This window comes from Pseudoduganella sp. UC29_106, from assembly GCF_044055365.1.
Classification (GTDB): Bacteria; Pseudomonadota; Gammaproteobacteria; order Burkholderiales; family Burkholderiaceae_D; genus Rugamonas.
The window spans coordinates 1,402,407-1,424,974 of record NZ_CP171977.1 but is presented as its reverse complement, the minus strand read 5'-3'; the positions used below and the strand labels follow the sequence as shown (position 1 = coordinate 1,424,974).

23 protein-coding genes and 3 pseudogenes are annotated in these 22,568 nt (G+C 62.5%); 5 read left to right on the top strand and 21 right to left on the bottom strand.

What is annotated here, in order from left to right; translation table 11 throughout:
- Positions 1-3: 3 nt before the first annotated feature.
- The 5 genes and pseudogenes from ACHMW6_RS07605 to ACHMW6_RS07585 all read right to left on the bottom strand — a co-directional run.
- Positions 4-375, bottom strand: coding sequence for a hypothetical protein (locus ACHMW6_RS07605; RefSeq protein WP_395406503.1), 372 nt, complete (start codon positions 373-375; stop codon positions 4-6).
- Complete coding sequence (locus tag ACHMW6_RS07600; RefSeq protein WP_395406502.1) at positions 335-1,075, bottom strand: hypothetical protein; 741 nt, start codon at positions 1,073-1,075, stop codon at positions 335-337. The genes ACHMW6_RS07605 and ACHMW6_RS07600 overlap by 41 nt, the downstream gene beginning before the upstream one ends.
- Positions 1,072-1,896, bottom strand: a complete 825-nt coding sequence (locus ACHMW6_RS07595; protein WP_395406501.1) for a cupin-like domain-containing protein — start codon at positions 1,894-1,896, stop codon at positions 1,072-1,074. The genes ACHMW6_RS07600 and ACHMW6_RS07595 overlap by 4 nt, the downstream gene beginning before the upstream one ends.
- Positions 1,896-4,007 carry a TonB-dependent receptor gene (locus ACHMW6_RS07590; RefSeq protein WP_395408557.1) on the bottom strand — a complete coding sequence of 704 codons (2,112 nt, stop codon included), beginning with the start codon at positions 4,005-4,007 and terminating at the stop codon, positions 1,896-1,898. The genes ACHMW6_RS07595 and ACHMW6_RS07590 overlap by 1 nt, the downstream gene beginning before the upstream one ends.
- A gap of 206 nt (positions 4,008-4,213) precedes the next feature.
- A pseudogene (locus ACHMW6_RS07585) lies at positions 4,214-4,432 on the bottom strand (TonB-dependent receptor plug domain-containing protein); the annotation flags it as partial.
- A 508-nt stretch (positions 4,433-4,940) separates the two neighbouring features.
- Here ACHMW6_RS07585 and ACHMW6_RS07580 point away from each other — a divergent pair.
- Positions 4,941-5,681 (top strand): GntR family transcriptional regulator, encoded by a 741-nt coding sequence (locus ACHMW6_RS07580; RefSeq protein WP_395406500.1) that lies wholly within the window; start codon positions 4,941-4,943, stop codon positions 5,679-5,681.
- Between the two features lie 176 nt (positions 5,682-5,857).
- Here ACHMW6_RS07580 and ACHMW6_RS07575 read toward each other — a convergent pair whose 3' ends face one another.
- From ACHMW6_RS07575 to rpsP, 9 genes and pseudogenes are all read right to left on the bottom strand, one after another.
- Positions 5,858-6,397, bottom strand: a complete 540-nt coding sequence (locus ACHMW6_RS07575) for a GNAT family N-acetyltransferase (RefSeq protein ID WP_395406499.1) — start codon at positions 6,395-6,397, stop codon at positions 5,858-5,860.
- Complete coding sequence (locus tag ACHMW6_RS07570; RefSeq protein WP_395406498.1) at positions 6,394-9,105, bottom strand: M16 family metallopeptidase; 2,712 nt, start codon at positions 9,103-9,105, stop codon at positions 6,394-6,396. The genes ACHMW6_RS07575 and ACHMW6_RS07570 overlap by 4 nt, the downstream gene beginning before the upstream one ends.
- A gap of 41 nt (positions 9,106-9,146) precedes the next feature.
- The gene (locus ACHMW6_RS07565; protein WP_395406497.1) at positions 9,147-9,452 is read right to left on the bottom strand and encodes a DUF3579 domain-containing protein; all 306 of its coding nucleotides are present in this window, start codon (positions 9,450-9,452) and stop codon (positions 9,147-9,149) included.
- A gap of 115 nt (positions 9,453-9,567) precedes the next feature.
- A pseudogene (locus ACHMW6_RS07560) lies at positions 9,568-10,528 on the bottom strand (CobD/CbiB family protein).
- Positions 10,529-10,653: 125 nt separating this feature from the next.
- Positions 10,654-11,313: a CoA pyrophosphatase gene (locus tag ACHMW6_RS07555; protein WP_395406496.1), complete on the bottom strand. Its 660-nt coding sequence runs from the start codon at positions 11,311-11,313 to the stop codon at positions 10,654-10,656.
- Between the two features lie 139 nt (positions 11,314-11,452).
- Positions 11,453-11,833 (bottom strand): 50S ribosomal protein L19, encoded by a 381-nt coding sequence (gene rplS / locus ACHMW6_RS07550; RefSeq protein WP_395406495.1) that lies wholly within the window; start codon positions 11,831-11,833, stop codon positions 11,453-11,455.
- 101 nt (positions 11,834-11,934) lie between these two features.
- Positions 11,935-12,681 (bottom strand): tRNA (guanosine(37)-N1)-methyltransferase TrmD, encoded by a 747-nt coding sequence (trmD, locus tag ACHMW6_RS07545; protein ID WP_395406494.1) that lies wholly within the window; start codon positions 12,679-12,681, stop codon positions 11,935-11,937.
- Between the two features lie 15 nt (positions 12,682-12,696).
- On the bottom strand, positions 12,697-13,242 hold the full coding sequence (rimM, locus tag ACHMW6_RS07540; RefSeq protein WP_395406493.1) for a ribosome maturation factor RimM: 546 nt from the start codon (positions 13,240-13,242) through the stop codon (positions 12,697-12,699).
- Between the two features lie 3 nt (positions 13,243-13,245).
- Positions 13,246-13,491, bottom strand: coding sequence for a 30S ribosomal protein S16 (gene rpsP, locus ACHMW6_RS07535; RefSeq protein WP_395406492.1), 246 nt, complete (start codon positions 13,489-13,491; stop codon positions 13,246-13,248).
- A 188-nt stretch (positions 13,492-13,679) separates the two neighbouring features.
- On the opposite strand from rpsP, the gene ACHMW6_RS07530 reads away from it, so the two are divergent.
- Together ACHMW6_RS07530 and ACHMW6_RS07525 are read left to right on the top strand one after the other, a co-directional pair.
- Positions 13,680-14,096 carry an NINE protein gene (locus ACHMW6_RS07530; RefSeq protein ID WP_395406491.1) on the top strand — a complete coding sequence of 139 codons (417 nt, stop codon included), beginning with the start codon at positions 13,680-13,682 and terminating at the stop codon, positions 14,094-14,096.
- A 94-nt stretch (positions 14,097-14,190) separates the two neighbouring features.
- Positions 14,191-14,604: a glycine zipper 2TM domain-containing protein gene (locus tag ACHMW6_RS07525; protein ID WP_395406490.1), complete on the top strand. Its 414-nt coding sequence runs from the start codon at positions 14,191-14,193 to the stop codon at positions 14,602-14,604.
- 1 nt (position 14,605) lies between these two features.
- Here the strand turns inward: ACHMW6_RS07525 and ACHMW6_RS07520 are convergent, their stop codons facing one another.
- Entirely contained in the window at positions 14,606-15,529 is a 924-nt protein-coding gene (locus tag ACHMW6_RS07520) for a LysR family transcriptional regulator (protein ID WP_395406489.1), read from the bottom strand.
- A 42-nt stretch (positions 15,530-15,571) separates the two neighbouring features.
- Here ACHMW6_RS07520 and ACHMW6_RS07515 point away from each other — a divergent pair, with 42 nt between their 5' ends.
- Positions 15,572-16,555 (top strand): NADPH:quinone reductase, encoded by a 984-nt coding sequence (locus ACHMW6_RS07515; protein ID WP_395406488.1) that lies wholly within the window; start codon positions 15,572-15,574, stop codon positions 16,553-16,555.
- A gap of 6 nt (positions 16,556-16,561) precedes the next feature.
- Here ACHMW6_RS07515 and ACHMW6_RS07510 read toward each other — a convergent pair whose 3' ends face one another.
- Both ACHMW6_RS07510 and ACHMW6_RS07505 read right to left on the bottom strand, forming a co-directional pair.
- A complete protein-coding gene (locus ACHMW6_RS07510) occupies positions 16,562-17,182 on the bottom strand; it encodes a LysE family translocator (protein WP_395408556.1) in 621 nt (206 codons plus the stop codon).
- Between the two features lie 52 nt (positions 17,183-17,234).
- Positions 17,235-17,597: a hypothetical protein gene (locus ACHMW6_RS07505; protein ID WP_395406487.1), complete on the bottom strand. Its 363-nt coding sequence runs from the start codon at positions 17,595-17,597 to the stop codon at positions 17,235-17,237.
- Between the two features lie 593 nt (positions 17,598-18,190).
- Between ACHMW6_RS07505 and ACHMW6_RS07500 the strand changes: the two genes are divergently transcribed.
- Complete coding sequence (locus ACHMW6_RS07500; RefSeq protein ID WP_395406486.1) at positions 18,191-18,388, top strand: hypothetical protein; 198 nt, start codon at positions 18,191-18,193, stop codon at positions 18,386-18,388.
- Positions 18,389-18,431: 43 nt separating this feature from the next.
- On the opposite strand, the pseudogene ACHMW6_RS07495 reads toward ACHMW6_RS07500, so the two are convergent.
- From ACHMW6_RS07495 to ACHMW6_RS07480, 4 genes and pseudogenes are all read right to left on the bottom strand, one after another.
- A pseudogene (locus ACHMW6_RS07495) lies at positions 18,432-20,223 on the bottom strand (acyl-CoA dehydrogenase).
- 100 nt (positions 20,224-20,323) lie between these two features.
- Positions 20,324-21,256, bottom strand: coding sequence for an electron transfer flavoprotein subunit alpha/FixB family protein (locus ACHMW6_RS07490; protein WP_395406485.1), 933 nt, complete (start codon positions 21,254-21,256; stop codon positions 20,324-20,326).
- 28 nt (positions 21,257-21,284) lie between these two features.
- Complete coding sequence (locus tag ACHMW6_RS07485) at positions 21,285-22,034, bottom strand: electron transfer flavoprotein subunit beta/FixA family protein (protein WP_395406484.1); 750 nt, start codon at positions 22,032-22,034, stop codon at positions 21,285-21,287.
- A gap of 158 nt (positions 22,035-22,192) precedes the next feature.
- Positions 22,193-22,450, bottom strand: a complete 258-nt coding sequence (locus tag ACHMW6_RS07480; RefSeq protein WP_395406483.1) for a sulfurtransferase TusA family protein — start codon at positions 22,448-22,450, stop codon at positions 22,193-22,195.
- Positions 22,451-22,568 lie beyond the last annotated feature (118 nt).

Genomic DNA, 22,568 nt, shown 5'->3' with positions numbered 1-22,568 from the left:
CGCTCATCGTGTCCTGCCAGCCAGCCCCTCAGCCTCGGCCGATGCCGCGCCGGCCGCTGCGCCACCGCCGGCACGCGCGTGGGCGGCCATGGCGCGGGTGAAGACGGCGGGGCCGGCGCCGGGCAGGCCGTTGCAGTTGCCGTCGGCGGCGGTCATGGGCGATGGGCACGGTTTGTCGCGGTCCAGCGACCAGAAATGCAGCCCGGCCATGCCCTGCTTCCGCACTGCCGCCGCGACCGTGCGCGCATCGGCTAGCGAGAACACATTCTCGACCACGTCGTTCATGCCGATCATCGCCGTCAGCTCGATCTGAGCATAAGGCACCTTGTACTTCTCATGCACATTGCGCGCCGCCTGCAGCGCCGACGCGCCCATATCGCAGCGCCCTGCCCGCACAACGCACACCTTCGCGTTCGCAGGCCCATAATCCATGACCATCAGGTTCAGCACATAGTCCTGCAAGCCATGCTTGCGGGCCGCCGCCAGCACGGCCTCGCCGGTGGCGTTCAGGCTGCGGCGGCTGCCGTCGGAAGCAGCAAAGGATGCGATTGTAAAGCTGAAAACGCAGGCGCGGCGCCGAGCGCTGGGCGGCCCGGGCGCGCGCCACGATCGAATCGATCTGCGCCGGCGTCTGCTCCGCCTCAATATCGAAATCGACGCCGACGAAACGGGGCGACGCGTAGCGCGCCAGGAAGCGCGCCATGCCTTCATCGGACGCGCAGGTGAAAACGCCCCCCTGCCCGCCAGTGGAGATAATGAAGTCCAGGCCAGCACGCTCGAACGCGGCAACATTGGCATCGGCCACCTGCTGGCCAGGCACGCCGGACCACACTTCGTCCCCACACTCGCCGGTGGCAAAGGCCCACGTCAGCGCAACGCCGGACGGGAAGGCCGCACCATCGGGCGCAACGACGGCCGCGCGCCCCGTCCCGCCGGGCAGGCCGAGGAATTGATAAGGGCTGTACACAACGCGTGGCTGCGCAACCGCAGCGCCGCAAGCCAGCAACGCAGGCGCAAGCGCCCACCCAAGACGGCGCACGCCAGCGCGTGCCGCCGCAAAAAAGTTTCTGATCATTGTTCGACTTGCGCCAGCACGGATGCTTTGGACAGGCCATTGGCCGCCGGCGCGCTCCACCAGTAGTTGACCATGGTGTTCAGCAAGCCTATCGACTCCACGTGATGCCACCACAGCGTAGGAATGTACAGCGCATCACCCGGCTCCAGCTCGGCCACCTGGGCCGCCGCCAGCGCATCGTGAAAGCGCGGGAAGCGCCCGAAGTCCGGGGCGCGGAAGGATACGAGACTGATAGGCGTCGGCGTTGGCGCAAAATCCAGGGGACCGATGTACAGATTGCCCACCTGCTCCGGCGGGAACAAGGTAAAACGGCGATTCCCGCTCACAACGCAAGCCAGGTTATGCGACTCGTCGAAATGGGCAGGTGTGACCACCTCGTTGCCCAGCCACAGGCGCGGCTGCACGTCGGGCGGCAAGAAAGGCGCCGGATTGCCCGCCGCGAATCCAGGCAGGCACTCCGACAGCAAAGCGCTCTGCATTGCCACCGCAGGCGCCACGGGGAATTGCGAATACCGCGCAATCTGCTCGATCACTGCAGGCACCGTGCGTTTGCTGCGGGCGAAGTTGAAGCCCTTCATGTCCGCAGAATAAAAAAGCCGCCCCTGGACTTCAGGCGGCATCAGCACCGTGTCGCAAGCTCCACCGCCATCGAAGCCCATCAGATAGTGGCACAGGGCCTCCGGCGACTTCATCGCCTCGCGCACCGAAGGCCAGTGCCGCACCAGGCCACGCAGCACCACGGGACGCTGCGCCGCCGTCGCCGCCGCAAAGGCTGCGGCGTCGGCATTGAAGATCTCGGGTGTGCGTGCCAGTGTCGTCATCAATATTTGAACCGCAGGCCGGCGTAGTACTGAACACCGTTGGCGTAGAAGCGTGCCGGCTGGTCCTTATTGTAGACGTAGTTCTTCAGGATCGGGTTGTTCAGGTTCTGGCCGCTGAACGTCAACACCACATTCTTCGTGACGTTGTAGTTGAACGAAGCGGACAGCTGGCCTGCGCCTTGCTGGTACAAAGGCGTGCCGCGGTCCTGTGCCGCCAGGAAGTCCGAACGCCATGCATAGCTGACGCGCACGTTGAACTTATCGTTTTCGAAGTAACCACCGATATTGGCCGTGGTCTTCGAAGCGCCCAGCATGTCGCAAGGATCAGCCGAGGTGGAAGTCTGGGTCGCCGGGCAGCTGCCGAACTTCTGCTTCGAATCCGCCAGCGTCAGGTTGGCATCCCAGCCGAAGCCCGTGGTACCGAGCGGCATCTGCAGGTTCAGTTCCAGTCCCTTCACTTCCGCATCCACATTGATCGGGGACGTGATCGTATACTCCGCAAATACCGGACGGCTCTGCTGCTGCGAGGCGCGCGAGTCGATGAAGGTGCCCTTGCTGGTGCCGAAGCCCACGTAGTTGCGCAGGTCCATGTAGAACACGCCAACGGAAGCCAGGGCGCGCGGCGCGAAATACCACTGCAGCGTCGCGTCCAGGTTGTTGGACACGGTCGGCTTCAGGGCTGCGTTACCGCCGTTACCGGTGTGGGTTTCGTCGGTCAGCGACACCGTGCCGCCCAGGGCGCCGAAGTCAGGACGGGTCATGGTGCGCGAAACGCCTACGCGGCCCACCACATCCTGCATCACGTCCAGGCGCAGGTTGGCGCTCGGCAGGACTTCGGTGTGGTTGTTCTCGATGTGGGTCTGCTGCACGAAACCGCCCCACGGGAAGGCCGGCAAGTTCCCACCCGGGAGCTGGTTCGGCAGGATCTGGTAGCCGTTCGACTCGCCCTCGGTACGCACAACGCGCACGCCGGCATTGCCGCTCCAGCCTTCGCCCTCGAAGTCGCCCGTCGCGTAGATCGCCTTGGTCTTCTCTTTCAGATTGAACATGTCCGGATAATAGGTGCGTTCCAGGCTGCGGTTGGAGTGATCGTTACCCCACTGCTGCAGGATGTCGCGGTCCAGCTGCCACACGTTGCGCGGGAAATCGCCGCCCAGGTCCGAGGCGAAATTGCTCGGATAGGTAGTGCCGCTCCAGGCCGGGTTGGTGGAAGCGGAACCGGGAACCGTGTTGGCCCAGTTCGGGCCCTGCGCCACGGCGAAGTTGCTGCGCTTGTGATTGGTGCCGCGCAGGCCGAACTTCAGTTCGCGCAGCGGGCCGGCATCCAGCTTGAAGGATGCGTCCAGGCGGCCGTAGTTCTCTTCATCCGAGGTGGTGGCCGGGCTGTAGCCGAACACCCAGTCCAGGATGGTGCCGGTGAATTTCGAGGTATCGATGCTCGGGAACTTCACGGTGGCCGGCGAACCCATGCCGTTCAGCTGGTAGCTCACGCCGGAGTTGTTCACGTCACCTTCGTACACGCCCTGGGACGGGGTCTCGCCCGAGCCCTTGGTGCGGCCGAAGGAACCGCTGATGGTCAGCTCATTGGAAGGACGCCATTTACCCGAAATGTCCGCGAACTCGGTCTTGGCAAAAGCGCCTTCACGCACGATCTCGTCCACGATACCGTAGCGCAGCGGGGCGGCAGCCGTGCCCTTGTTGGAGTAGCTCACGGAAGTCAGCGTGCCGTTCTTCACGGTGTAGGAATCCGGAATCACATTGGCCGTGATGGTGCCGCTGGCCGCCATGTCGGTCATGTAGTTGCGGTTGTAGTTGCCCGCTTCCAGCTTCGAGTTAAAGTACGTGCCTTCCAGTTCGAAAGCGCGGCTTGGCTTGATCTGCGCAACGACCATGCCACCCTTGCGCTCGCGCTCCTGCTCGAACAGGGAGGAGCCGATCAGGCGCGGATACCACACATTGGCCAGGTCAGGCTTGGCCTTGGCCAGATCGCTGGTCGGCGCAATCTGCGTCCATTGCAGCAGCTCCTGGCCGTCGCGGCGCAGGTGGCGCTTCTCGGAGAAGCCTTGCAGCAGCACGCCCATGGTGCCGGCCTCGTTCTTCCAGTTCGCCAGGCCGGAGAACTGCGGATCGGTTTTCTTGGCCAGCGTGGGAGTGCACCCACTGCACCGAGCCTTCCAGCGCCAGCGGCTGCTTGAAGTCCAGCGGATGGCGGGTCAGCACATCGACGGTGCCGGGAGACGCCGCCTTCGATCTGGTCGGCGGTCGGGCTCTTGTGCACCACAACCTGGCCCACGATCTCGGATGGCAGCAGGGAGTAGGAAGCGGTACGGCCCACGGCGCCGCCCACCTGGTCCAGCACGAACCAGTCGCCGGACGAAATGGCGTGGCCGTTGATCAGGGTCTGGGTCAGCGACGGCGCGGTGCCGCGCAGGCTGACGCGATCGTTCTCGTCGAAGCCACCGGAACCGGCAGCGGACGTCGAAATGTTCACGCCAGGGAGACGCTGCAGGGAGTCCGCAACGTTCTTGTCAGGCATCTTGCCCACGTCTTCCGCCGTGATGACTTCGACGTTGGCCGAGGCATTGCGCTTGACGTTCAGCGACTGCTGCAGCGAACCGCGAATACCAGTTACGACCACCACTTCGGTCGGCTGTTCGGTCTGCTGCTGGGCCTGGGCCGGCAAGGCCACGCCGAGCACCAGGGCTGCGGTTGCGATGGCGATTGGCGTCAGGCGGGTTTTGCCATGTGCTGCTACCTGATAGTCCTTCATTTACTCCCCCTAGATGTGGACCAGTTGTGGTCCGTTCAACTCAAGTTCTACTCCACTACAAAACCAATTGAACGCCAATATACCCCCAACCAATACCAGAACACTACCAATTTTCATATTTTTTTCATATGTTGTACTGAAAATACATACCACTTCATCTACAAACCGGCATTGTTAGCGCTACCTCAAGGCAAGATTGAGATATCTCAATGCATACCGCTGGTAGCACGGTCTTTTTTTGGTATTATCAGCTCGCCATTTCTCAGGAGTATCAATGACCTCGCTTGCCCAGATCATGGAGGACCTCTCGCAGTCCAGCAGCCAGCCGCTATACCAGTTGCTGCAGCGGGCGCTGCGCGAAGCGATCAACCAGCACGTGTTCGGCCCGGACGAAGCCCTGCCCGCCGAACGCCAGCTGGCGACGGACCTGTCGATCTCGCGCATCACGGTGCGCAAGGCGATTGATGGACTGGTGGAGGAAGGCTTGCTGGTGCGCCGGCCTGGATCGGGGAATTTCATCAACGCGAAAGTCGAGAAGAATTTCGCCAAGCTGACGTCCTTTTCCGAGGACATGCGCGCGCGGGGACGCACGCCGCGCAGCGTTTGGCTGAAGCGTTCGGAGGGGACGGTGACGCCGGAGGAAGCCTTGCGCCTGCGGTTGAGCCCGGGCGCGCCGGTCTACCGCTTCAACCGCATCCGCTTTGCGGACGAAGTGCCAATGTGCCTCGAATACGCGACCATCGTGGCGAGCGCCTTGCCGTCGCTGGATGCGGTGGATGTTTCGATGTATGAGGCGCTGGAGGCCAACGGCTGCCGGCCAGTGCGCGCGCTGCAGCGTTTATCGGCCTTGCTGCTGAATGCGGAGCAGGCGAAGCTGCTGCAGGCGCGGGAGGGTGACGCGGGATTGGCCGTTGAGCGCCTCGGTTTCATCCGCGATGGACGGGCGGTGGAGTTTTGCCGGTCAATTTTCAGAGGGGATATGTACGATTTTGTGGCGGAGTTGAGCACGCCATAAGCCGCGGACGACGCATGCACGGCGGATCAATGATCCGCCCTACAGCCCTTCGGGCCTTGCCCCACCAGCCGCACACGCACCGATAATTTTCAATGCCCTGTCGGGCCGCACGGCCAATCATTGATCCGCCATACGCGCCGTGGATATTTCAATGGCCCGAAGGGCTGTAGGGCGGATCATTGATCCGCCGCACATGCGGCGCTACCGGGAGCCGGGGTGGCGAACAGCATGAGCTCCCCCTCCCCGCCCGGATGCGGAATGCGGCGTTCGTAATGCATCCCAAGCCTGGTCAACAGCTTCGCCGAGCTGCTGTTGTAGGGCCGCGTGGTGGCCAGCACGCGCGGAAGATGCAATTCCTTGAGCGCATATTCCAGCACGGCCGCCGCCGATTCAAACGCATACCCCTGCCCGCAAAACTGCGGCAGGAAAGCAAACCCGATATCCGGCGCATCGAGGTAATCGCGCTGGGCCAGCCCGCACATGCCGACCGGCGTGCCCTCCCCTGAAAGCTCCACGATATAGAAGCTGAAGCCATGCGCCGCCTGGCTGGCCATCGGCCCCGACCGAATATATTCGCGCGCACCAGACTCCGTGCGCACGCCACGGTCGCCGATCATGCTCAGCCAGGACGGATCGTTCAGCAGCGCGAGCATGAAAGCCGCGTCGCTCTCCTCCATGAGGCGCACGCGCAGGCGCGCCGTGGTGAGTATCGTCATTTGCCCTTGGCCTTGGACGGATCGGCCGCGGTGACCACCGTCAGCTTCGACGGATCGATCGCCTTGCGGAAGGCCGCGTTGACCTGGTCCACCGTCAGCGCAGTCAGCTTGGCTTCATGCTGCTTGCTCCACTCGAAAGTGCGGCCCAGGTCGAGGAAGCGGTTCCAGGCCGACGCCACGATACCGTCCTTCGAACGGTTCTGGATGCGCTGCTGCAGCAGGCCCGATTTGGCGCCCGCCACTTCGGCTGCGGTGAAGCCATCCTTCAGCGCACGCGCCAGTTCCTGCTTCACGGCCGCATCCAGCTTGGCGATGTTCTGCGGCGCAGCGATGGCGCTGATGCTGAAGCTGCCCGCGCGGTCCAGTTCACCGGCCTCGATCTGCGAACCGCCGCCGTAGGACAAGCCATCCTTCTGGCGGATGCGGTCCATCAGGCGCGACTTCAGGCCGCCGTCGCCGAAGATGAAGTTGGCCAGCTCCAGCGCCGGATAGTCCGGATCATCGGTCTTCAGGTCCAGGTTCATGCGCGCCGTGTAGAAGGCGTTTTCCTTGTCCGGTGTCTCGATGGATTTCTTGGTCGCAGGCTTGTCGACATAGGTATCGAGAATGCGGGCATAGGAAGCCTTGCTCTGCCAGCCGCCCAGTTCCTGCTCGATGGTCTTCACCGCTTCCGCCTTGTCGAAATCGCCGACGATGGAAAGTTCGCCGTGCGAAGCGCCGTAGAACTGCTCGTGGTAAGCCTTCAGCTCTTCCAGCTTGAGCGCCTTGATGCCGGCGATCTGCTCGTCAATCGTCAGCACGCTGCGCGGGTCACCCTTCGGCCAGTGGTCGAAGTACTCGGCCAGCGACTGCGAGGCCATTGCCTGCGGATCGCTGCGCATGGCCTCGATGCCCACGATCCACTGCTGGCGCAGCTGCTCGAATTCCGCCGCCGGGAAGCTCGGCTCCTTCAGCACATGCGCCACCAGGCGCAGCGCTTCATTCAGGTTTTCGCGCGTCGTATCGAAGTGATAGACGCCGCCGCCGGACATCTTCAGCTTCGACATCTGGTCCGCCAGCTGGGTGCGCGTGTACTTGCTGGTGCCGCGCGTCAGCATTTCGTTCGTGGCTGCGGCAATCAGCTGCTTGCCGAACTGGTTCTTCTCGTCGCCCCAGTGCAGGCGTAGGTCGACTGACACCATCTCGCCGCGGTTCTTCTTCGGCAGCAGCGCGAGCTTAAGGCCATTGACCTGCTTGAGCTCCGTGCGCTTCATGATGTTGTCCTGGCTAGGATCGAAGTTCTCGGACGTGAGCGCGCTCTCCTTGCCCTTGAAGTCTTTCAGGATCTCTACCGCGGTCGGCGCCGGCGCAATGTCCGCACGCTGCGGCGAGTCCTCGGGCAGGAAGATGCCAACGGTGCGGTTGTCCCGCTTCAGGTAGCGCGCGGCCGCATCGGCCACCTGCTTGGCCGTGATCTTCGGCAGGTCGTCGCGCCCCTGGAACAGCAAGCGCCAGTCGCCCAGCGCGATATGCTCGGACAGCGCCACGCCCACCTGCTGCGGGTTGTTCAGCTGCTTCTCGATCATATTGCTGTATTCGCGGCGGGTGCGCTCCATTTCCTCTTCGGTGGGCTCGGACTTGCCGAAGCTTTCCACCGTGGCGACCAGTTCATCGCGCACCTGTTCCACCGGCTGACCCGCCTTCACGACCGCGCCGAACATATGCAGGCCGGGTGCATAGCCGGTCTGGCCGAAGCTGAACACCTGGGCCGCCTTGCCCGTTTCGACCAGGGCCTTGTGCAGGCGGCCGGTCGGCGTGTCGCCGAGGATCTGGCCCATGAAGGCCAGCGGGTCGGCATCGGGATGCAGGCCGGACGGAATCTTGTAGGCCACCAGCACGATCTGCAGGTCGCCCTTGCGGCGCACGGTGAAGTTGCGCTCACCATCCTGGGTCGGCTCCACGGTCCAGAATTCGGGCAGCTTGCGCTTGGGCTTGGGAATCGCGCCGAAGGTCTTGCTGATCCAGGCCAGGGTTTGCGACGGGTCGAATTTGCCCGCCACCAGCAGCACGGCGTTATCCGGCTGGTACCAGGTGTGGTAGAAATTTTGCAGGTTCGAGATCTTCACATTCTCGATATCGCTGCGGTTGCCGATCGTCGAACGGCCGTAGCTGTGCCAGTCGTAAGCCACGCTCTCCATGCGCTTGACCAGCACGCCGAACGGATCGTTTTCGCCGCTCTCGTATTCATTACGCACGACGGTCATTTCCGAGTCCAGGTCCTTCTTCGCGATGAAGGACCTGGTCATGCGGTCGGCTTCCATTTCCAGCGCCCACTTCAGGTTGTCCTGGCTGGCCTGGAACACCTCGTAGTAATTGGTGCGGTCGAAGGACGTGGTGCCGTTGAACTCCATGCCCCGCTCAGAGAACTGCTGCGGAATATTGCGGTGCCCGGGTGCGCCCTTGAACATCAGGTGCTCCAGCAGGTGCGCCATGCCCGTCTCGCCATAGTTCTCATGGCGCGAGCCGACCAGGTAAGTCACATTGACGGTGACGGTGGGCTTGGACGCATCGGGGAACAGCAGGACTTTCAGGCCGTTCGGCAGGTGGTATTCGGTGATGCCCTCGACCGAGGGACCTTTTGTGACGCCCTTCGGCAGCGTTTGCGCGAAGGCGGGAGGGAGGAAACTGGCGCCGGACAGCAGCAGCGCGGCGATTAGGCGTTTTTGCATAGGATTCTGCTTTTATTGGCAAAACCCTATGCTACGCCATATCAGCCCTTTGCGTCAGGTAGCAGGCATGCGTCCACGACCTGCAGATTGTTATCCTTGGCGAATTCGACGACGAAGTTGTACGCCATCGGCTGCATCTCGCGCAGCTTGTGGTTGACGACAACGGCTTTCACGCCGTTGACGACGGTGGGCGTGACCATCGAGGAGTAACCGAGGTGTGCATGGGGACCGCCGCTGCCTGCAGGGGCAACGCAGGCCATGACACCGCACAGCCGCTCTGCCCAGTCGCTGGGACGGAACTGTTTGCCTTCGGCAGTCAGGCCAAGAATGAAGAACTCGCTGTCCATATTGGGGGGCGCTTTCTGTTGCGTGGTGGAACTTAGGTATTATATCTTATAGAAGACCTAAGCGCTATTTCCCGCGCCCCGCAGCCGCAAAAAAAGCGGCCGCGAGTCCTGCATTTTAGCCTAGCCAGGCCGCGCCGGAGAGCAGCAGCAGGAGCATCATCCACAGCAGCAATGCACGCCAGACAAGGCCAACCGTGCTCTGCAGCGCACGCACGCCCGGCTCTTCGCCCGGCATGGTTTCCACTTCCATATCGCTGATGTCGACAGTCGCCGCATCGGCAGTGACGATCTTGGCTGCGTTCTCCATCGGCGTGCCGAGGCGCACGCCCATGGCGCCCCCCACCGGCGCACAGGATGATGCCGATCGCTTCATCCTTCCAGCGGTGGGCGAAATTGCGCCAGGCGTAGATGGCGTCCTCGAAGTTGCCGACCACGGCGAAGGCCACGGCGGTCAGGCGGGCCGGGATGTAATCGATCCAGTAGAAGGCCTTGGCGGCGAACTCGCCGAAGGCTTCATTGCGCATGTGCTCGGGTTCGTTCCAGGCGCGGGCCAGGTATTCGGACACGCGGTACAGGATGGCGCCGGTCGGGCCGAGCGGCATCAGGAACCAGAAGAACACACCAAAGACATTGCGATGGGTAGTGATCAAGGCACGTTCGACGGCGATACGCGAAATTTCGGAAACATCCATGCCCACGGTATCGAGCTTGGTCCATTCGGCCAGCAGGGAACGGGCCGCGGTCTCATCGCCGGCGTTCAGCGCGAGCTGGATGGAGGTGAAGTAGTGGCTGTAATGGCGGAAGCCGAGCGTCAGGTAGACGATCACCACATTCCAGGCGAAAGCGGCGAGCAGCAGGCCGTAGCTGACCAGCACCCAGTAGATCAGGCCGGCAGGAACCATCAGCGCGGCCATCATCAGGAACCAGCCCATGCGGCCATGGCTTGCGTGGCCGGCATTGAACCAGGTCTCCATGCGGATTGCCAGAGCCTTGATCTCGGCATAGATCGGATTGTCGGCCCGCAGAGGCTTAAGTTGCTCGATTAGCAATGCGCATAGAATGGAGAGAAAAGTCATCGAATTCCTTTTTTTTTTAAACCCAAGGCAGAAGCTGGTGACTGCCACGACGTGGCAGTCACCTATCACGCGGCGCTGGTTTACGCCGTTGGTTTTAACAGTCTCGCAATGCCCGCTAGGGTAGCTTAAGCACGCAAGAAATGAAACAGATTGCGCAGCATGCCGGCCGTTGCTCCCCAGATAAAATAATTCTCGTACGGCATCGCATAGAAGCTGCGGCGTCCGCTCGGCAACTGCGCGGACAGGCGCTGGTGATTCTGCCCATCCATGAGGAAGGATAAGGGCACTTCGAAGATCTCGGCCACTTCAAACGGATCGCGCTTCAGTTCGAACGGCGGCAGCACCAGGCCAACTACGGGCGTGACCTCATAGCCGGTGCCCGTAAAGTACAGGGGCAGCGTGCCGATCACCTCGATATGGCGGCGGTCCAGGCCGATTTCCTCTTCCGTTTCCCGCAGGGCGGTGTCGATGGCGTCCGCATCGGTTTCCTCGGCGCGGCCGCCGGGGAAGGCCACCTGGCCGGCGTGGTCGTTCAGGTGGGCCGTGCGCTGGGTCAGCAGCATGGTCAGGCCCTCCTCCCGCAACACGATGGGCACCAGCACGGAGGCGGCCGTGGGGCTGGGATGGTCGAGGAAGACCGTTTCATTGCCCTCCGGCGACCATTCCGGCGGATTGGCGAAGCGCTCGCGCAGCCATGCGGGCGCCAGGCGCTCCAGCATCACTGCCGCCTCGCCTGCGATGGCTTCGACGGGGAGTTGGGTGGGGTCGAAATGGGGTCTGGCCAATCTGTCCTCCTTCAAAACCAGAGGCGTGACCCTGGTGGCTGCCACGTCGTGGCAGCCACCTGCTCTTCCGCCTCTGGTTTTCCTAAAACAAAAAAGGGGCACCGACGGCGCCCCTTCGATCCAATCATTATGACTTGGATTATTCTGCCGCTGCAGCAGCTTTGCGGTTCGGCAGTTTTTCCTTGATACGAGCCGACTTGCCCGAACGGTCGCGCAGGTAGTACAGCTTGGCGCGACGTACGTCACCACGACGCTTCACTTCGATGGAAGCGATCAGCGGGGAGTACAGCTGGAAGGTACGCTCAACGCCTTCGCCGGACGAGATCTTGCGAACGATGAAGTTCGAGTTCAGGCCACGGTTGCGGCGGGCGATCACGACGCCTTCGTAAGCCTGGGCGCGCTTGCGGGTGCCTTCGACTACGTTCACGTTCACGACCACGGTGTCGCCAGGAGCAAACTCAGGGATGTTCTTGCCCAGGCGAGCGATTTCTTCTTGCTCGAGTTGTTGAATCAGGTTCATTTTATGACTCCATAAACCATCGTGCCGGCGCCAAGGTTGCCCGGTAGAGGATGGGGTTAAACACGGCAGGCAAAAACGCCTGCCACGGTACTACGACGGGTTTACAAACCCGCCAAAAACTTTTCGTCCTTCTTCGAGAGCAGGCCCGCTTCGCGCGCCTTCACCAGCAGGTCGGGACGCTTGCGCGCCGTCGCTTCCAGCATGCGCTCACGGCGCCACTTCTCGATTTCGGCGTGGTTGCCGCCCAGCAGAACCGGCGGCACGCCCTCGCCTTCGTAAATCTCGGGCCGCGTGTAGTGCGGCGAATCCAGCAGGCCGTTGACGAAGCTGTCCTCAACGGCGGAAGCGTCGGTGTTCAGCACGCCGGGCAGCTGGCGCACCACGGCATCCATCAGGGCCATGGCAGGCAGCTCGCCGCCGGACAGCACGAAATCGCCGAGGCTGATTTCTTCATCGATGCAGCGGTCCAGCAGGCGCTGGTCCACCGCTTCGTAGCGGCCGCACAGTACGACGAGGCCGGGTTCCTGCTTCAGCTGCATCACGCGCTCGTGCGTCAGCTGCTTGCCTTGCGGCGACATGAACACCACGCGCGGCTCGGGCAGTCCGGAGACCACCTGGCGCTGTTTCGCGGCATTGATCGTCGCTTCCAGCGGCTTGGCCAGCATCACCATGCCGGGACCGCCGCCATAGGGGCGGTCATCCACGGTGCGGTGATTGTCGGTGGTGAAATCGCGCGGATTCCACAGCGACAGGCCCCACTTCTTCTGCTCGAACGCACGGCGGGTAACGCCGGACTGCGTCAGGGCAGCGAACATTTCAGGGAACAGGGTGATGACGTCGAATTGCATCGCTGCGGTTCCGGATCAGTAATCCAGGCCCCAGTCCACGATGATTTTCTTCGCGTCCTTGTCCACCTTGATAACGTACTGGTCTACAAACGGGATCAGGCGCTCCTGCGCCTTTCCTTCGGCCTCGTACTCGACGCGCAGGATGGATTGGGGTCCATTGCTCATCATGTCCGCGACCGTGCCAAGGCTTTCGCCCTGTTGATTCTCTACTGCCAGACCGAGCAGGTCGGCCCAGTAAAACTCGTCTTCCTCGTCCAGCGCGGGGAATTCACTGCGCGGGATAAAGACCGAGGCGCCCTTCAGCGCTTCTGCGGCATTGCGGTCCGCAACACCGGACATCGTGACGACCACGTCGCCACCATGCAGCTTGGCCCGCTTGACGTCGACGTCATGCAGGCTCGGCTTGTCAATCCACCAGGTTTTCGCGTGCAGCAGCGCATCTGCTTCCGCGGAGAAGGGACGCACCCTCACTCCGCCGACAATGCCGTAGGCTCCGAAGACGAAGCCTACCTGCACCAGATCTTCCGGGGCCTTGGCGCCGGATGCTGCTTTCTCGCTCAAGCCTTAGGCTGCTTTCTTGGTAGCAACCAGTTTGGCAACAGCTGGGGACAGCTGTGCGCCAACGCCTTGCCAGTAAGCCAGACGGTCTTCAGCAACGCGGAAGCCTTCTGCCTGGCCGGTAGCCATCGGGTTGTAGAAGCCGATACGCTCAACGAAGCGGCCGTCGCGACGATTGCGGGAATCGGTTGCAACGATGTTGTAGAAAGGACGCTTCTTGGCGCCACCACGAGCTAAACGAATAACGACCATAATATTTCCAAAAAAATGAGCTAAGCCGGAAAAAGCCGCAAATTATAGCGTGCTTTTCCTCCGACGGGAAGCATTAATAACAAGGGGTGAGTGTTGGGGCAATCCGAGATTATCCCCCGATCTGGCCTCGGCGGCAACAGCTTTGTTGCTCTATACTGCACGCTTTCAGTATTTTCGGCCCGGAAATCATGCCTGTTTCGCACAAAAACAAAACCCTCGCCACCCTGCTCGCGGCACTTGGCGGCGGCCTCGGCCTGCATCGCTTCTACCTGCGTGGCTTCGGCGACAAGTGGGGTTGGCTGCATGCGGCCGCCCTGCCCGTCACCGGACTGGTGGCGCTCACCGCGTCCGGCGCCGATCCTTTCTATAAACTGCTGCCGTTGATTATTTCCGTGCTGGTCGGCTTCCTGGAGGCGCTGGTGCTGGGCCTGATGTCGGATGAGAAATGGGATGCCACATTCAATCCAGCTTCGGGCAAGCAATCAAACTCGCGCTGGCCGCTGGCCCTGGTGCTGGTGGCCGCTCTCATGGTCGGCGCCTTCGGTCTGATCGCGTCCATTGCACGCCTGTTCGACCTGCTCTATACCGGCGGGATCTACGGCTGATTTTCCTGCAACGTCTTGTTTCAATTGCGTGTTCCGTTTGGAAATTGTTGACTTATACTCACACTCACCAAAGAACTTGTACGAGGAATATAAAATGAAAATTCGCAATCTGCTCCTGCCGGCCCTGCTGGCCATCACCGTTACCGGCGCCCACGCTGAAGGCAAACGCCCGGTGTGCAATGAGTGCGGCACCGTCACTTCCGTGCGCATGATCGAGAAGGATGGCAAAGGCGGCGCGACTGGCGTCGTGGCAGGTGGCCTGGCCGGCGGCCTGCTGGGCAATCAGGTTGGCGGCGGCACGGGCCGTACGCTGGCCACCGTGGCCGGCGCCGTCGGCGGCGCCTATGCCGGCAAGACCATCGAAGGCAAGATGAACAAGGTCAAGGAGTGGCACGTAAACGTCCACTACGAGAACGGCAAGAACGGCACCGTGGTGCTGGGCCACGACCCGCAACTGCGCAATGGCGACCGCGTACGCCGCCAGAACGGCGACCTCGCCCGCATCTAAGTTAGTCCTCCTGGCCCAGGCTGCGCAGCAACAGCTGCTGCAGCCAGGCCGTCACCGCCCGCACCCGCGGCGTGTCACGGTGCTTCGCGTGGAAGATCACGAACACCGGCTTTTCCAGCACCAGATCCGATAACTTCCTCAGGCCTTCCAGCTGCCGCGCCAGATAGTCCGGCAACAGCGAAGCGCCTGCCCCGCCGCGCACCGCTTCCACTTGCGCCAGCAGGCTGTTGCTGCGCACCTGCTGCTGCCGCTCATGGAACATTCGTTGCAGCGCCAGGGTTTCCGGATGGCGCGCGCCCGATGCGTCATAGCCGACCAGCCCTTCACCATGGGCTGCATCCGCCGAGCCGTACAAGGCGTAAGTCAGTGTGCCCGCGCGCAGTGCAATCAGGTGTTCATCTTCCGGCGGCGTCAGGCGCACTGCAACGTCCGCCTGCTTGTGGCTGATGCTCAGCACCGCCGACGCGGCAACGAGATCGATGCGCAGCGCCGGATACTGGCGCAGCAGGCCGCCCAGCGCCGGAGCGATGATATGGGCCGAAATCCCTTCGGGCGCGGTCATGCGCACCAGGCCGTGCACTTCATCGGCTGCGCCGCCGGCTGTGTCCCGCCGCCGCGCGCCCGCTGCAGCTGCCGCGCCACCAATGGCATCCGCCAGCTCCCCCATCTCCTGGGCCACCGCCACTGCCTCCTGCCCCCGTGGTGTGAGCACCACCTTGCCCTGGCTCTCCTCCACCAATTGCGCATCGAGGGAAAGTTCCAGCCGCTGGATGCGGCGCAGGACAGTGTTGCGCGTCAGCTTGAGCGCAACCGCCGCCTCGCGCCAGGAACCCTCGCGCGCCAGTGTGGCCAGCGTCAGCAAATCATCCCAGTGCAAGGGCATTTTTTTGACAGCGCCGGCAATTTTCTGATCTTTGGTGGCCACGATGCGGCCTCCTAGAATGGGCTTTTCAACAGGAGCACGTTCATGCAAGCAGCCGTCTACCGCCGCAACGGCCCCGCCGATGATGTCTTGAGTATAGTTCAACTGGCGAAATGCAAGCCGGGGCCGGGCGAGGTGCGCGTTCGCGTTGCCTTTTCCGGCGTGAACCCGTCGGACGTAAAGGCCCGCGCCGGCGTCAGCGTGCCCACCCTGGCTTACGACTACGTGGTGCCGCACAGCGACGGCAGCGGCATCATCGATGCCTTGGGCGAAGGCGTGTCCGGCCTCACGCCCGGCGCCCCCGTATGGTTTTTCCTCGCCCAATGGCAGCGCCAGCACGGCTCCGCGGCCGAATATGTCTGCCTGCCTGCCTCGCAGGTGCTTGCATTGCCCGACGGCGTGCCCCTGCAAGCCGGCGCCGCCATCGGCATTCCCCTGATGACCGCCTGGCACGCCGTGCACGGCTACGGCAGCGTGGTCGACAAAACGGTGCTGGTAACAGGCGGCGCCGGCGCCGTCGGCTTCTACGCCATCCAGCTGGCCAAACTGGCCGGCGCCCGCGTGATCGCCACCGTCAGCAGCGCAGCGAAAGCCGACCTGGCGAGCGAAGCAGGCGCCGACCATGTACTCGAATATGGCGATGCCGCCGCCCTCGCCCGCTCGGTGCGCGAACTGACCGGCGGCGCCGGCGTGGACGTGATCATCGAAGTCAACGCAGGCCACAATGCGCCCGGCCACGCCGACCTGCTGGCGCACGGCGGGCGCGTGATCATTTACGGCTCGCAGGCAGCGGAAATCCCTGTCAGCTACCGCGGCATGATGCGCGTGTTCGGCAGCCTGCACTTCTTTCTGGTTTACGTTTTCACGCCGGAGCAGCGGCGAGCGATTGCGGAATCCATGAACGCCCTGCTGGCGTCGGGACGCCTGCGCCACCTGCCCGTTGCCGAATTCGCGCTGGACGAAATCGCGTCGGCCCACCGACACGTGGAAGCGGGCGGCATCGGCAAGGCGCTGCTGCGTGTGGCCTGACGCGGCCTAGCTGCGGCGCGACAGCAGCAGGCCGAGTCCCGCGCCGGCCAGCAATCCCGCGCAACTGCGGTTGAAGATGCGCTTGCCGCGCGGCTGCGTGATCCAGTGGCGCATCCGCGCGCCCATCCACGAATAGATCGCCATCGCCACTACTTCCAGGACGAGGAACAGCGCGCCCAGCACGGCAAACTGCGGCGCCATCGGGCGATTCGGATCCACGAACTGCGGCAGGAAGGCCGTGAAGATCAGGATGGCTTTGGGGTTCCCCGCGGCCACCAGGAACTCCTGCCGCGCCAGGCGCCACCATCCAACGCTCGCCTGCGCTGGCGCGCCCTCCCCTCCCGGCTGCGCGCGCCACAACTGCCATGCCAGATAGAACAGGTAGAGCGCGCCCGCCGTCTTGATCCCGTAGAACAGTAGCTCGGACGCATGCAGCACCACGGCCAGCCCCGCCGACGCCAGCGCGATCATGCCCATGAACGCCAGCAATCGTCCCGCACCTGCGCTGCACGAGCGCCTGAAGCCATAGCGCGTCGCATTGCTGACCGATAGCAGGTTATTCGGCCCCGGCGCCATGTTCAGGGCGAAGCAGGCCGGCACAAAGATTAAAAGCGTCGAAATATCCATCATTGCCTCCGTGATGGATACTATACGACGCTTCAGCTACGCCGCCGCAATCTCAGCGGCTGGCTACCTCAATATTCTTCAGTCCCTGCCGCGCAACCGCCTGTGACATCAGCTCGAAGTTAGTAATCGTGACGTCGAAGCCCTGCTCCGAGAACTCCACGCGGGCCCCGCTCTGGGTTATGAACACGCCCTTGGACCTGGCATACATGCGCTCGCGCTTCTGGCTGTCCAGCTGCACGAAGAAGCGCTGCTTGCCTTGCTGGGAAAAGTAGACCTTGTCCCCTGTGCTCAGGTTGTAGCCATAGCCGAAACTCTCGAACTCGCCGGGCTTTAGCCGGTAGTCGTCAGCTGCATACGCAGCTCCTGTGCTGGCGAGGGCGAGCGCCGCCAGAGCGCTGAACAGAACTTTTTTCATCATCTCTTCCGATTGGTTGCCTGGGCGCTCCCGCATCTCTTTAATGTGCGGGAACGGTCTTAAGGTAGCAAAGGAAACTGCCGGTTCACAGCCGGAAACGACGAATGGTCAGTTTTGAGGGTTCAATCGCCAGCAAGGCGGATGAACTGCGAATGCATGAGGAGGAAATGGAGTGTGCATTAACCTGGTCCGCATTGCGGCCGCCATCGCATTGGCTTGCACCGTCAACGCACATGCACAGTCGGTAGCTTTCACCTTCGATGACGATCCAAACATGGAAGCCACTCCACGCATGAGCACCGCGCGGCGCAACGCGGCCATGCTGGCGGCGCTGGAGAGGCAACCATACGATGACGCACCCGGACCTGCACAAGACCGAGTTAGCGCAATACGAGCAGCTGCTGCTTGACTGCGACAGGATCATCAGCACCCTGCCCGGCTTACTTTTCTTCGTGAAGGGAATACGCCGGAGAAGCGCGATGGCATGCGCGCATTCCTGAGCGAGCAAGGTTATCGCAATGCTTACGTCAGTCTCGATACCAGCGACTGGCGGCTCAACGAGCGCCTGGTCGCCACGCTGCGCGCTGACGCTAATGCCGACGTCAGCGATCCGCGCCGCCTACCGCGAGCTGTCGCAAAAACTCCAGGGACGGGATATCGCTCAGGTGATACTGCTGCACCACAACCTGATCAACGCCATGTGGCTCGATGATGTGATTGCGCAGTTCAAGGAGATGGATTGGACCATCACTACGCCGCAAATTTCCCGGCGGCGAGCGCCTCGTCGATGACGGCGACTATGAAATCGCCGCCCTCGACAAGGTTAAGCCCTGATCAGAACTGATCTTCCGGCAGACCGAGCACGCCGGCGCTGCCTTCGACGATGGCGGTGCGCAGTGAGGACGACTGCGACAGGATGTGTTCAGCAAAGAAGCGTGCGGTGGTGATTTTGGCCTTGTAGAAGGCCGCATCGCCGCTGCCTGCGTCCAGCTTCTGCTGCGCGACCAGTGCAGCGCGCGCCATCTGCCAGCCGCCCAGCACGACGCCGGCCAGCTTCAGGTACAGCACGGAGCCCGCGAAGACAGCCTTGATGTCGCTCTTCGTGTTGTTGACCACGAAGTCCACCACATCGGACAGATCATTCAGGCCCTGCTCCAGCTGCTTGCGGATCGCCGCGAAATCGGCGCCCTGCGCGTCGGCCAGGGAGGCAGCGGTGGCGCGGGCTTCGGCGATCAGGCCCTTGGCTACAGCGCCACCGTCGCGCAAGGTCTTGCGGCCCACCAGGTCGTTCGCCTGGATGGCGGTCGTGCCTTCGTAGATGGTCAGGATCTTGGAATCGCGGTAGTGCTGCGCAGCGCCGGTTTCCTCGATGAAGCCCATGCCGCCGTGCACCTGCACGCCGTCGCGGGTGACATTCTCCGACATCTCGGTCGACCAGCCCTTCACGATCGGCACCAGGAATTCATAGATCGCCTGGTTCGTTGCGCGCTCATCGGCATCGGCGGCGTGGTGTGCGTGGTCGTAGATGCCCGCGGCAACGTAGGCCAGTGCACGGGCGCCTTCGATCTGGGCGCGCATGGACATCAGCATGCGGCGCACGTCCGGGTGGTTGATGATGGTCACAGGCGCCGGCGAACCCGCCAGGTCCTTCGACTGCACGCGCTCCTTGGCGAAGTTGACGGCCTGCTGGTAAGCGCGTTCCGCAATGCCCACGCCCTGCATGCCGACGCCGAAGCGGGCCGCGTTCATCATGATGAACATGTATTCCAGGCCGCGGTTTTCTTCGCCCACCAGGTAGCCGGTGGCGCCGCCATGGTCGCCGAACTGCAGCACGGCGGTCGGCGAAGCCTTGATGCCCAGCTTGTGTTCGATCGACACGCAGTGCACGTCATTGCGCTCGCCCAGCGAGCCATCTGCATTGACCATGAACTTCGGCACGATGAACAGCGAGATGCCCTTCACGCCCGGTGGCGCATCGGGAGTGCGCGCCAGCACGAGATGGATGATGTTCTCGGCCATGTCGTGCTCACCGTAGGTGATGAAAATCTTGGTGCCGGAAATCTTGTACGAACCGTCGCCCTGCGGCACGGCGCGCGAGCGCACGGCGGCCAGGTCGGAACCGGCTTGCGGTTCGGTCAGGTTCATGGTGCCAGTCCATTTGCCGGTGATCAGCGGCTCCAGGTACTGGGCTTTCTGCTCATCGGTACCTGCAGTCAGCAGCGCTTCGATGGCGCCGTCGGTCAGCAGCGCGACCAGCGCGAAGGACAGGTTGGAGCCGTGCAGCATTTCCACGCATGGCGTGCCTACCAGCTTCGGCAAGCCCTGGCCGCCGAAATCGGTCGGGTGCTGCAGGCCTTGCCAGCCTGCTTCACCAAACTGCTTGAACGCTTCCTTGAAACCCTTGGAGGTCGTTACCTTGCCATCAGCCCAGGAGCTGGGCGCCTTGTCGCCCTCGTGATTTGAGCGGCGCGATCACGCCGCTGACGAACTTTGCATTTTCTTCGAGCACGGCTTCCGCGGTTTCCGGCGTTGCGTCCTCGCAGCCCGGCAGCGCGCTCACGCCGGACAGGTTGGCCAGTTCGTTCATCACGAACAGCATGTCTTTCATTGGGGCTTGATAGCTCATCTATGTCTCCAAAGCGGAAGGGCCGCTTCTATCTCAAAACCAAAGGCGTGAAGCAGGTGTCTGCCACGATGTGGCAGACACCCGGTTCAAGCTGGTGGTTTTAACCGAGTTCTTTTACCAGTTGCGGCACGACTTCGAACAGGTCGCCCACGATGCCGTAGTCGGCCACGGAGAAGATCGGCGCTTCCGGATCCTTGTTGATGGCGACGATGGTCTTGGAGTCCTTCATGCCGGCCAGGTGCTGGATCGCGCCGGAGATGCCGACGGCGATGTACAGCGACGGAGCGACGATCTTGCCGGTCTGGCCGACCTGCCAGTCGTTCGGCACGAAGCCTGCGTCCACGGCGGCGCGGGAGGCGCCCATGGCGGCGTTCAGCTTGTCGGCCAGCGGTTCCAGGACCTTGAAGTTTTCGGCGGAGCCGATACCGCGGCCGCCGGAAACGATGATCTTGGCGGCGGTCAGTTCCGGACGGTCGGACTTGGCCACTTCGCGGCTGACGAAGGCGGACTTGCCGGAATCGGCAACGGCTGCCAGGCTTTCCACGGCAGCGGAACCGCCGGTGGAGGCTGCGGAATCGAAACCGGTGGTGCGGACGGTGATGACCTTGATCTTGTCCGACGATTGCACGTAGGCGATCGCGTTGCCGGCGTAGATCGGACGCTCGAAGGTGTCCGGCGCATCGACCTTGGTGATTTCGGAGATCTGGGCCACGTCCAGCTTGGCGGCAACGCGCGGCAGGATGTTTTTGCCGTAGGCGGTTGCCGGCGCCAGGATGTGCGAGTAGTTGCCGGCGATCGCCAGGATCTGCTCGGCCACGTTTTCGGCCAGGCCGTCCGCAAATTGGGCGGCATCGGCGTGCAGCACCTTGGTGACGCCGGCGATCTGCGCGGCGGCTTCTGCGGCGGCGCCGGAGCCGGAGCCTGCAACCAGCACGTGTACTTCACCGCCGCATTGTACGGCTGCGGTCACGGTGTGGTGGGTGGAGCCTTTCAGGCTTGCGTTGTCGTGTTCTGCGATTACGAGTGCGACCATGATGGAGAATCCTTTGAGTTAGCCTGAATTAGATGACTTTTGCTTCAGTGCGCAGCTTGGCCACCAGGGTCGCTGCATCCGGCACCTTGATGCCGGCGGAACGCTTGGCAGGCTCGGTCACTTTGATGGTCTTCAGGCGCGGGGTCACGTCGACGCCCAGGTCTTCCGGCTTGACGGTATCCAGCTGCTTCTTCTTCGCCTTCATGATGTTCGGCAGGGTCACATAGCGCGGCTCGTTCAGGCGCAGGTCGGTGGTGACGATGGCCGGCAGGGTCAGGGCCAGGGTTTCCAGGCCGCCGTCCACTTCGCGGGTCACGGTTGCCTTGCCGTCTTCCAGCACGACCTTGGACGCGAAGGTCGCTTGCGGCCAGCCCAGCAGCGCAGCCAGCATCTGGCCGGTCTGGTTGGAGTCGTCGTCGATCGCCTGCTTGCCCAGGATGATCAGCTGCGGCTGTTCCTTGTCGGCCAGCGCCTTCAGCAGCTTGGCCACGGCCAGCGGCTCCAGTTCGGTCGCAGTTTCCACCAGGATGCCGCGGTCGGCGCCGATCGCCATCGCGGTACGCAGGGTTTCCTGGCACTGCGTCACGCCGGCCGAAACGGCCACGATTTCGGTCACTTTACCGGCTTCCTTCAGGCGGGTCGCCTCTTCCACGGCGATCTCGTCGAACGGGTTCATCGACATCTTGACGTTGGCGATATCCACGCCAGTGCCGTCGGATTTGACGCGCACTTTGACGTTGAAGTCGACGACGCGCTTGACAGGTACCAGGACTTTCATAGGTGTGCCTTTGAAAAAGTGATAAGTAAAAGGTGGGCTAGATTATATGCTGAATTCAACTTGTCCAGTCGAATAATAGCACGATCGTGCGTTTTTCAAGCGTGATCCGGCGACAAAATATCCACTGCCGGAATTATACATACGGTTTAGCGCGCTGCTTACTTGCGCTGCATCAGGAAGGTGAATTCGGTGCCGTTCTGCACGTGGGACAGCAGGGCGTTACCAGTCTGCTTGGCGAAAGCCTGGAAGTCGCGCACGGAGCCCGGATCGGTTGCAACAATGCGCAGCACCTGCCCGCTTTCCAGTTCAGCCAGCGCCTTCTTTGCCTTCAGGATCGGCAATGGGCAGTTCAGCCCTCTGGCGTCGAGGTCCTTGTGAAAGTCCATGGTCTCGGGTTCAAGTAGTGTGTCGCTCATCTAAATCTCACTTGGTTACTACTAGTTCTACGACATACTACTCCAAAACGCAGCGCGTGACGCACCGCACCAAAATAGTTAGTACATCGTTGCAAACTCACAACGCGATTGTATTTCT

Bases quoted from the DNA above. Each gene is read 5' to 3' on its own strand.
- ACHMW6_RS07565 (WP_395406497.1), bottom strand. From the start codon at position 9,452: ATGGACAGCGAGTTCTTCATTCTTGGCCTGACTGCCGAAGGCAAACAG.
- ACHMW6_RS07525 (WP_395406490.1), top strand. From the start codon at position 14,191: ATGAAAATTCGCAATCTGCTCCTGCCGGCCCTGCTGGCCATCACCGTT.
- ACHMW6_RS07600 (WP_395406502.1), bottom strand. From the start codon at position 1,075: ATGATCAGAAACTTTTTTGCGGCGGCACGCGCTGGCGTGCGCCGTCTT.
- ACHMW6_RS07485 (WP_395406484.1), bottom strand. From the start codon at position 22,034: ATGAAAGTCCTGGTACCTGTCAAGCGCGTCGTCGACTTCAACGTCAAA.
- ACHMW6_RS07575 (WP_395406499.1), bottom strand. From the start codon at position 6,397: ATGACGATACTCACCACGGCGCGCCTGCGCGTGCGCCTCATGGAGGAG.
- rplS (WP_395406495.1), bottom strand. From the start codon at position 11,833: ATGAACCTGATTCAACAACTCGAGCAAGAAGAAATCGCTCGCCTGGGC.
- ACHMW6_RS07530 (WP_395406491.1), top strand. From the start codon at position 13,680: ATGCCTGTTTCGCACAAAAACAAAACCCTCGCCACCCTGCTCGCGGCA.
- ACHMW6_RS07595 (WP_395406501.1), bottom strand. From the start codon at position 1,896: ATGACGACACTGGCACGCACACCCGAGATCTTCAATGCCGACGCCGCA.
- ACHMW6_RS07605 (WP_395406503.1), bottom strand. From the start codon at position 375: ATGGGCGCGTCGGCGCTGCAGGCGGCGCGCAATGTGCATGAGAAGTAC.
- ACHMW6_RS07515 (WP_395406488.1), top strand. From the start codon at position 15,572: ATGCAAGCAGCCGTCTACCGCCGCAACGGCCCCGCCGATGATGTCTTG.
- ACHMW6_RS07480 (WP_395406483.1), bottom strand. From the start codon at position 22,450: ATGAGCGACACACTACTTGAACCCGAGACCATGGACTTTCACAAGGAC.
- ACHMW6_RS07505 (WP_395406487.1), bottom strand. From the start codon at position 17,597: ATGAAAAAAGTTCTGTTCAGCGCTCTGGCGGCGCTCGCCCTCGCCAGC.
- ACHMW6_RS07570 (WP_395406498.1), bottom strand. From the start codon at position 9,105: ATGCAAAAACGCCTAATCGCCGCGCTGCTGCTGTCCGGCGCCAGTTTC.
- rpsP (WP_395406492.1), bottom strand. From the start codon at position 13,491: ATGGTCGTTATTCGTTTAGCTCGTGGTGGCGCCAAGAAGCGTCCTTTC.
- ACHMW6_RS07490 (WP_395406485.1), bottom strand. From the start codon at position 21,256: ATGGTCGCACTCGTAATCGCAGAACACGACAACGCAAGCCTGAAAGGC.
- ACHMW6_RS07500 (WP_395406486.1), top strand. From the start codon at position 18,191: ATGCCGACGTCAGCGATCCGCGCCGCCTACCGCGAGCTGTCGCAAAAA.
- trmD (WP_395406494.1), bottom strand. From the start codon at position 12,681: ATGCAATTCGACGTCATCACCCTGTTCCCTGAAATGTTCGCTGCCCTG.
- ACHMW6_RS07580 (WP_395406500.1), top strand. From the start codon at position 4,941: ATGACCTCGCTTGCCCAGATCATGGAGGACCTCTCGCAGTCCAGCAGC.
- ACHMW6_RS07510 (WP_395408556.1), bottom strand. From the start codon at position 17,182: ATGGATATTTCGACGCTTTTAATCTTTGTGCCGGCCTGCTTCGCCCTG.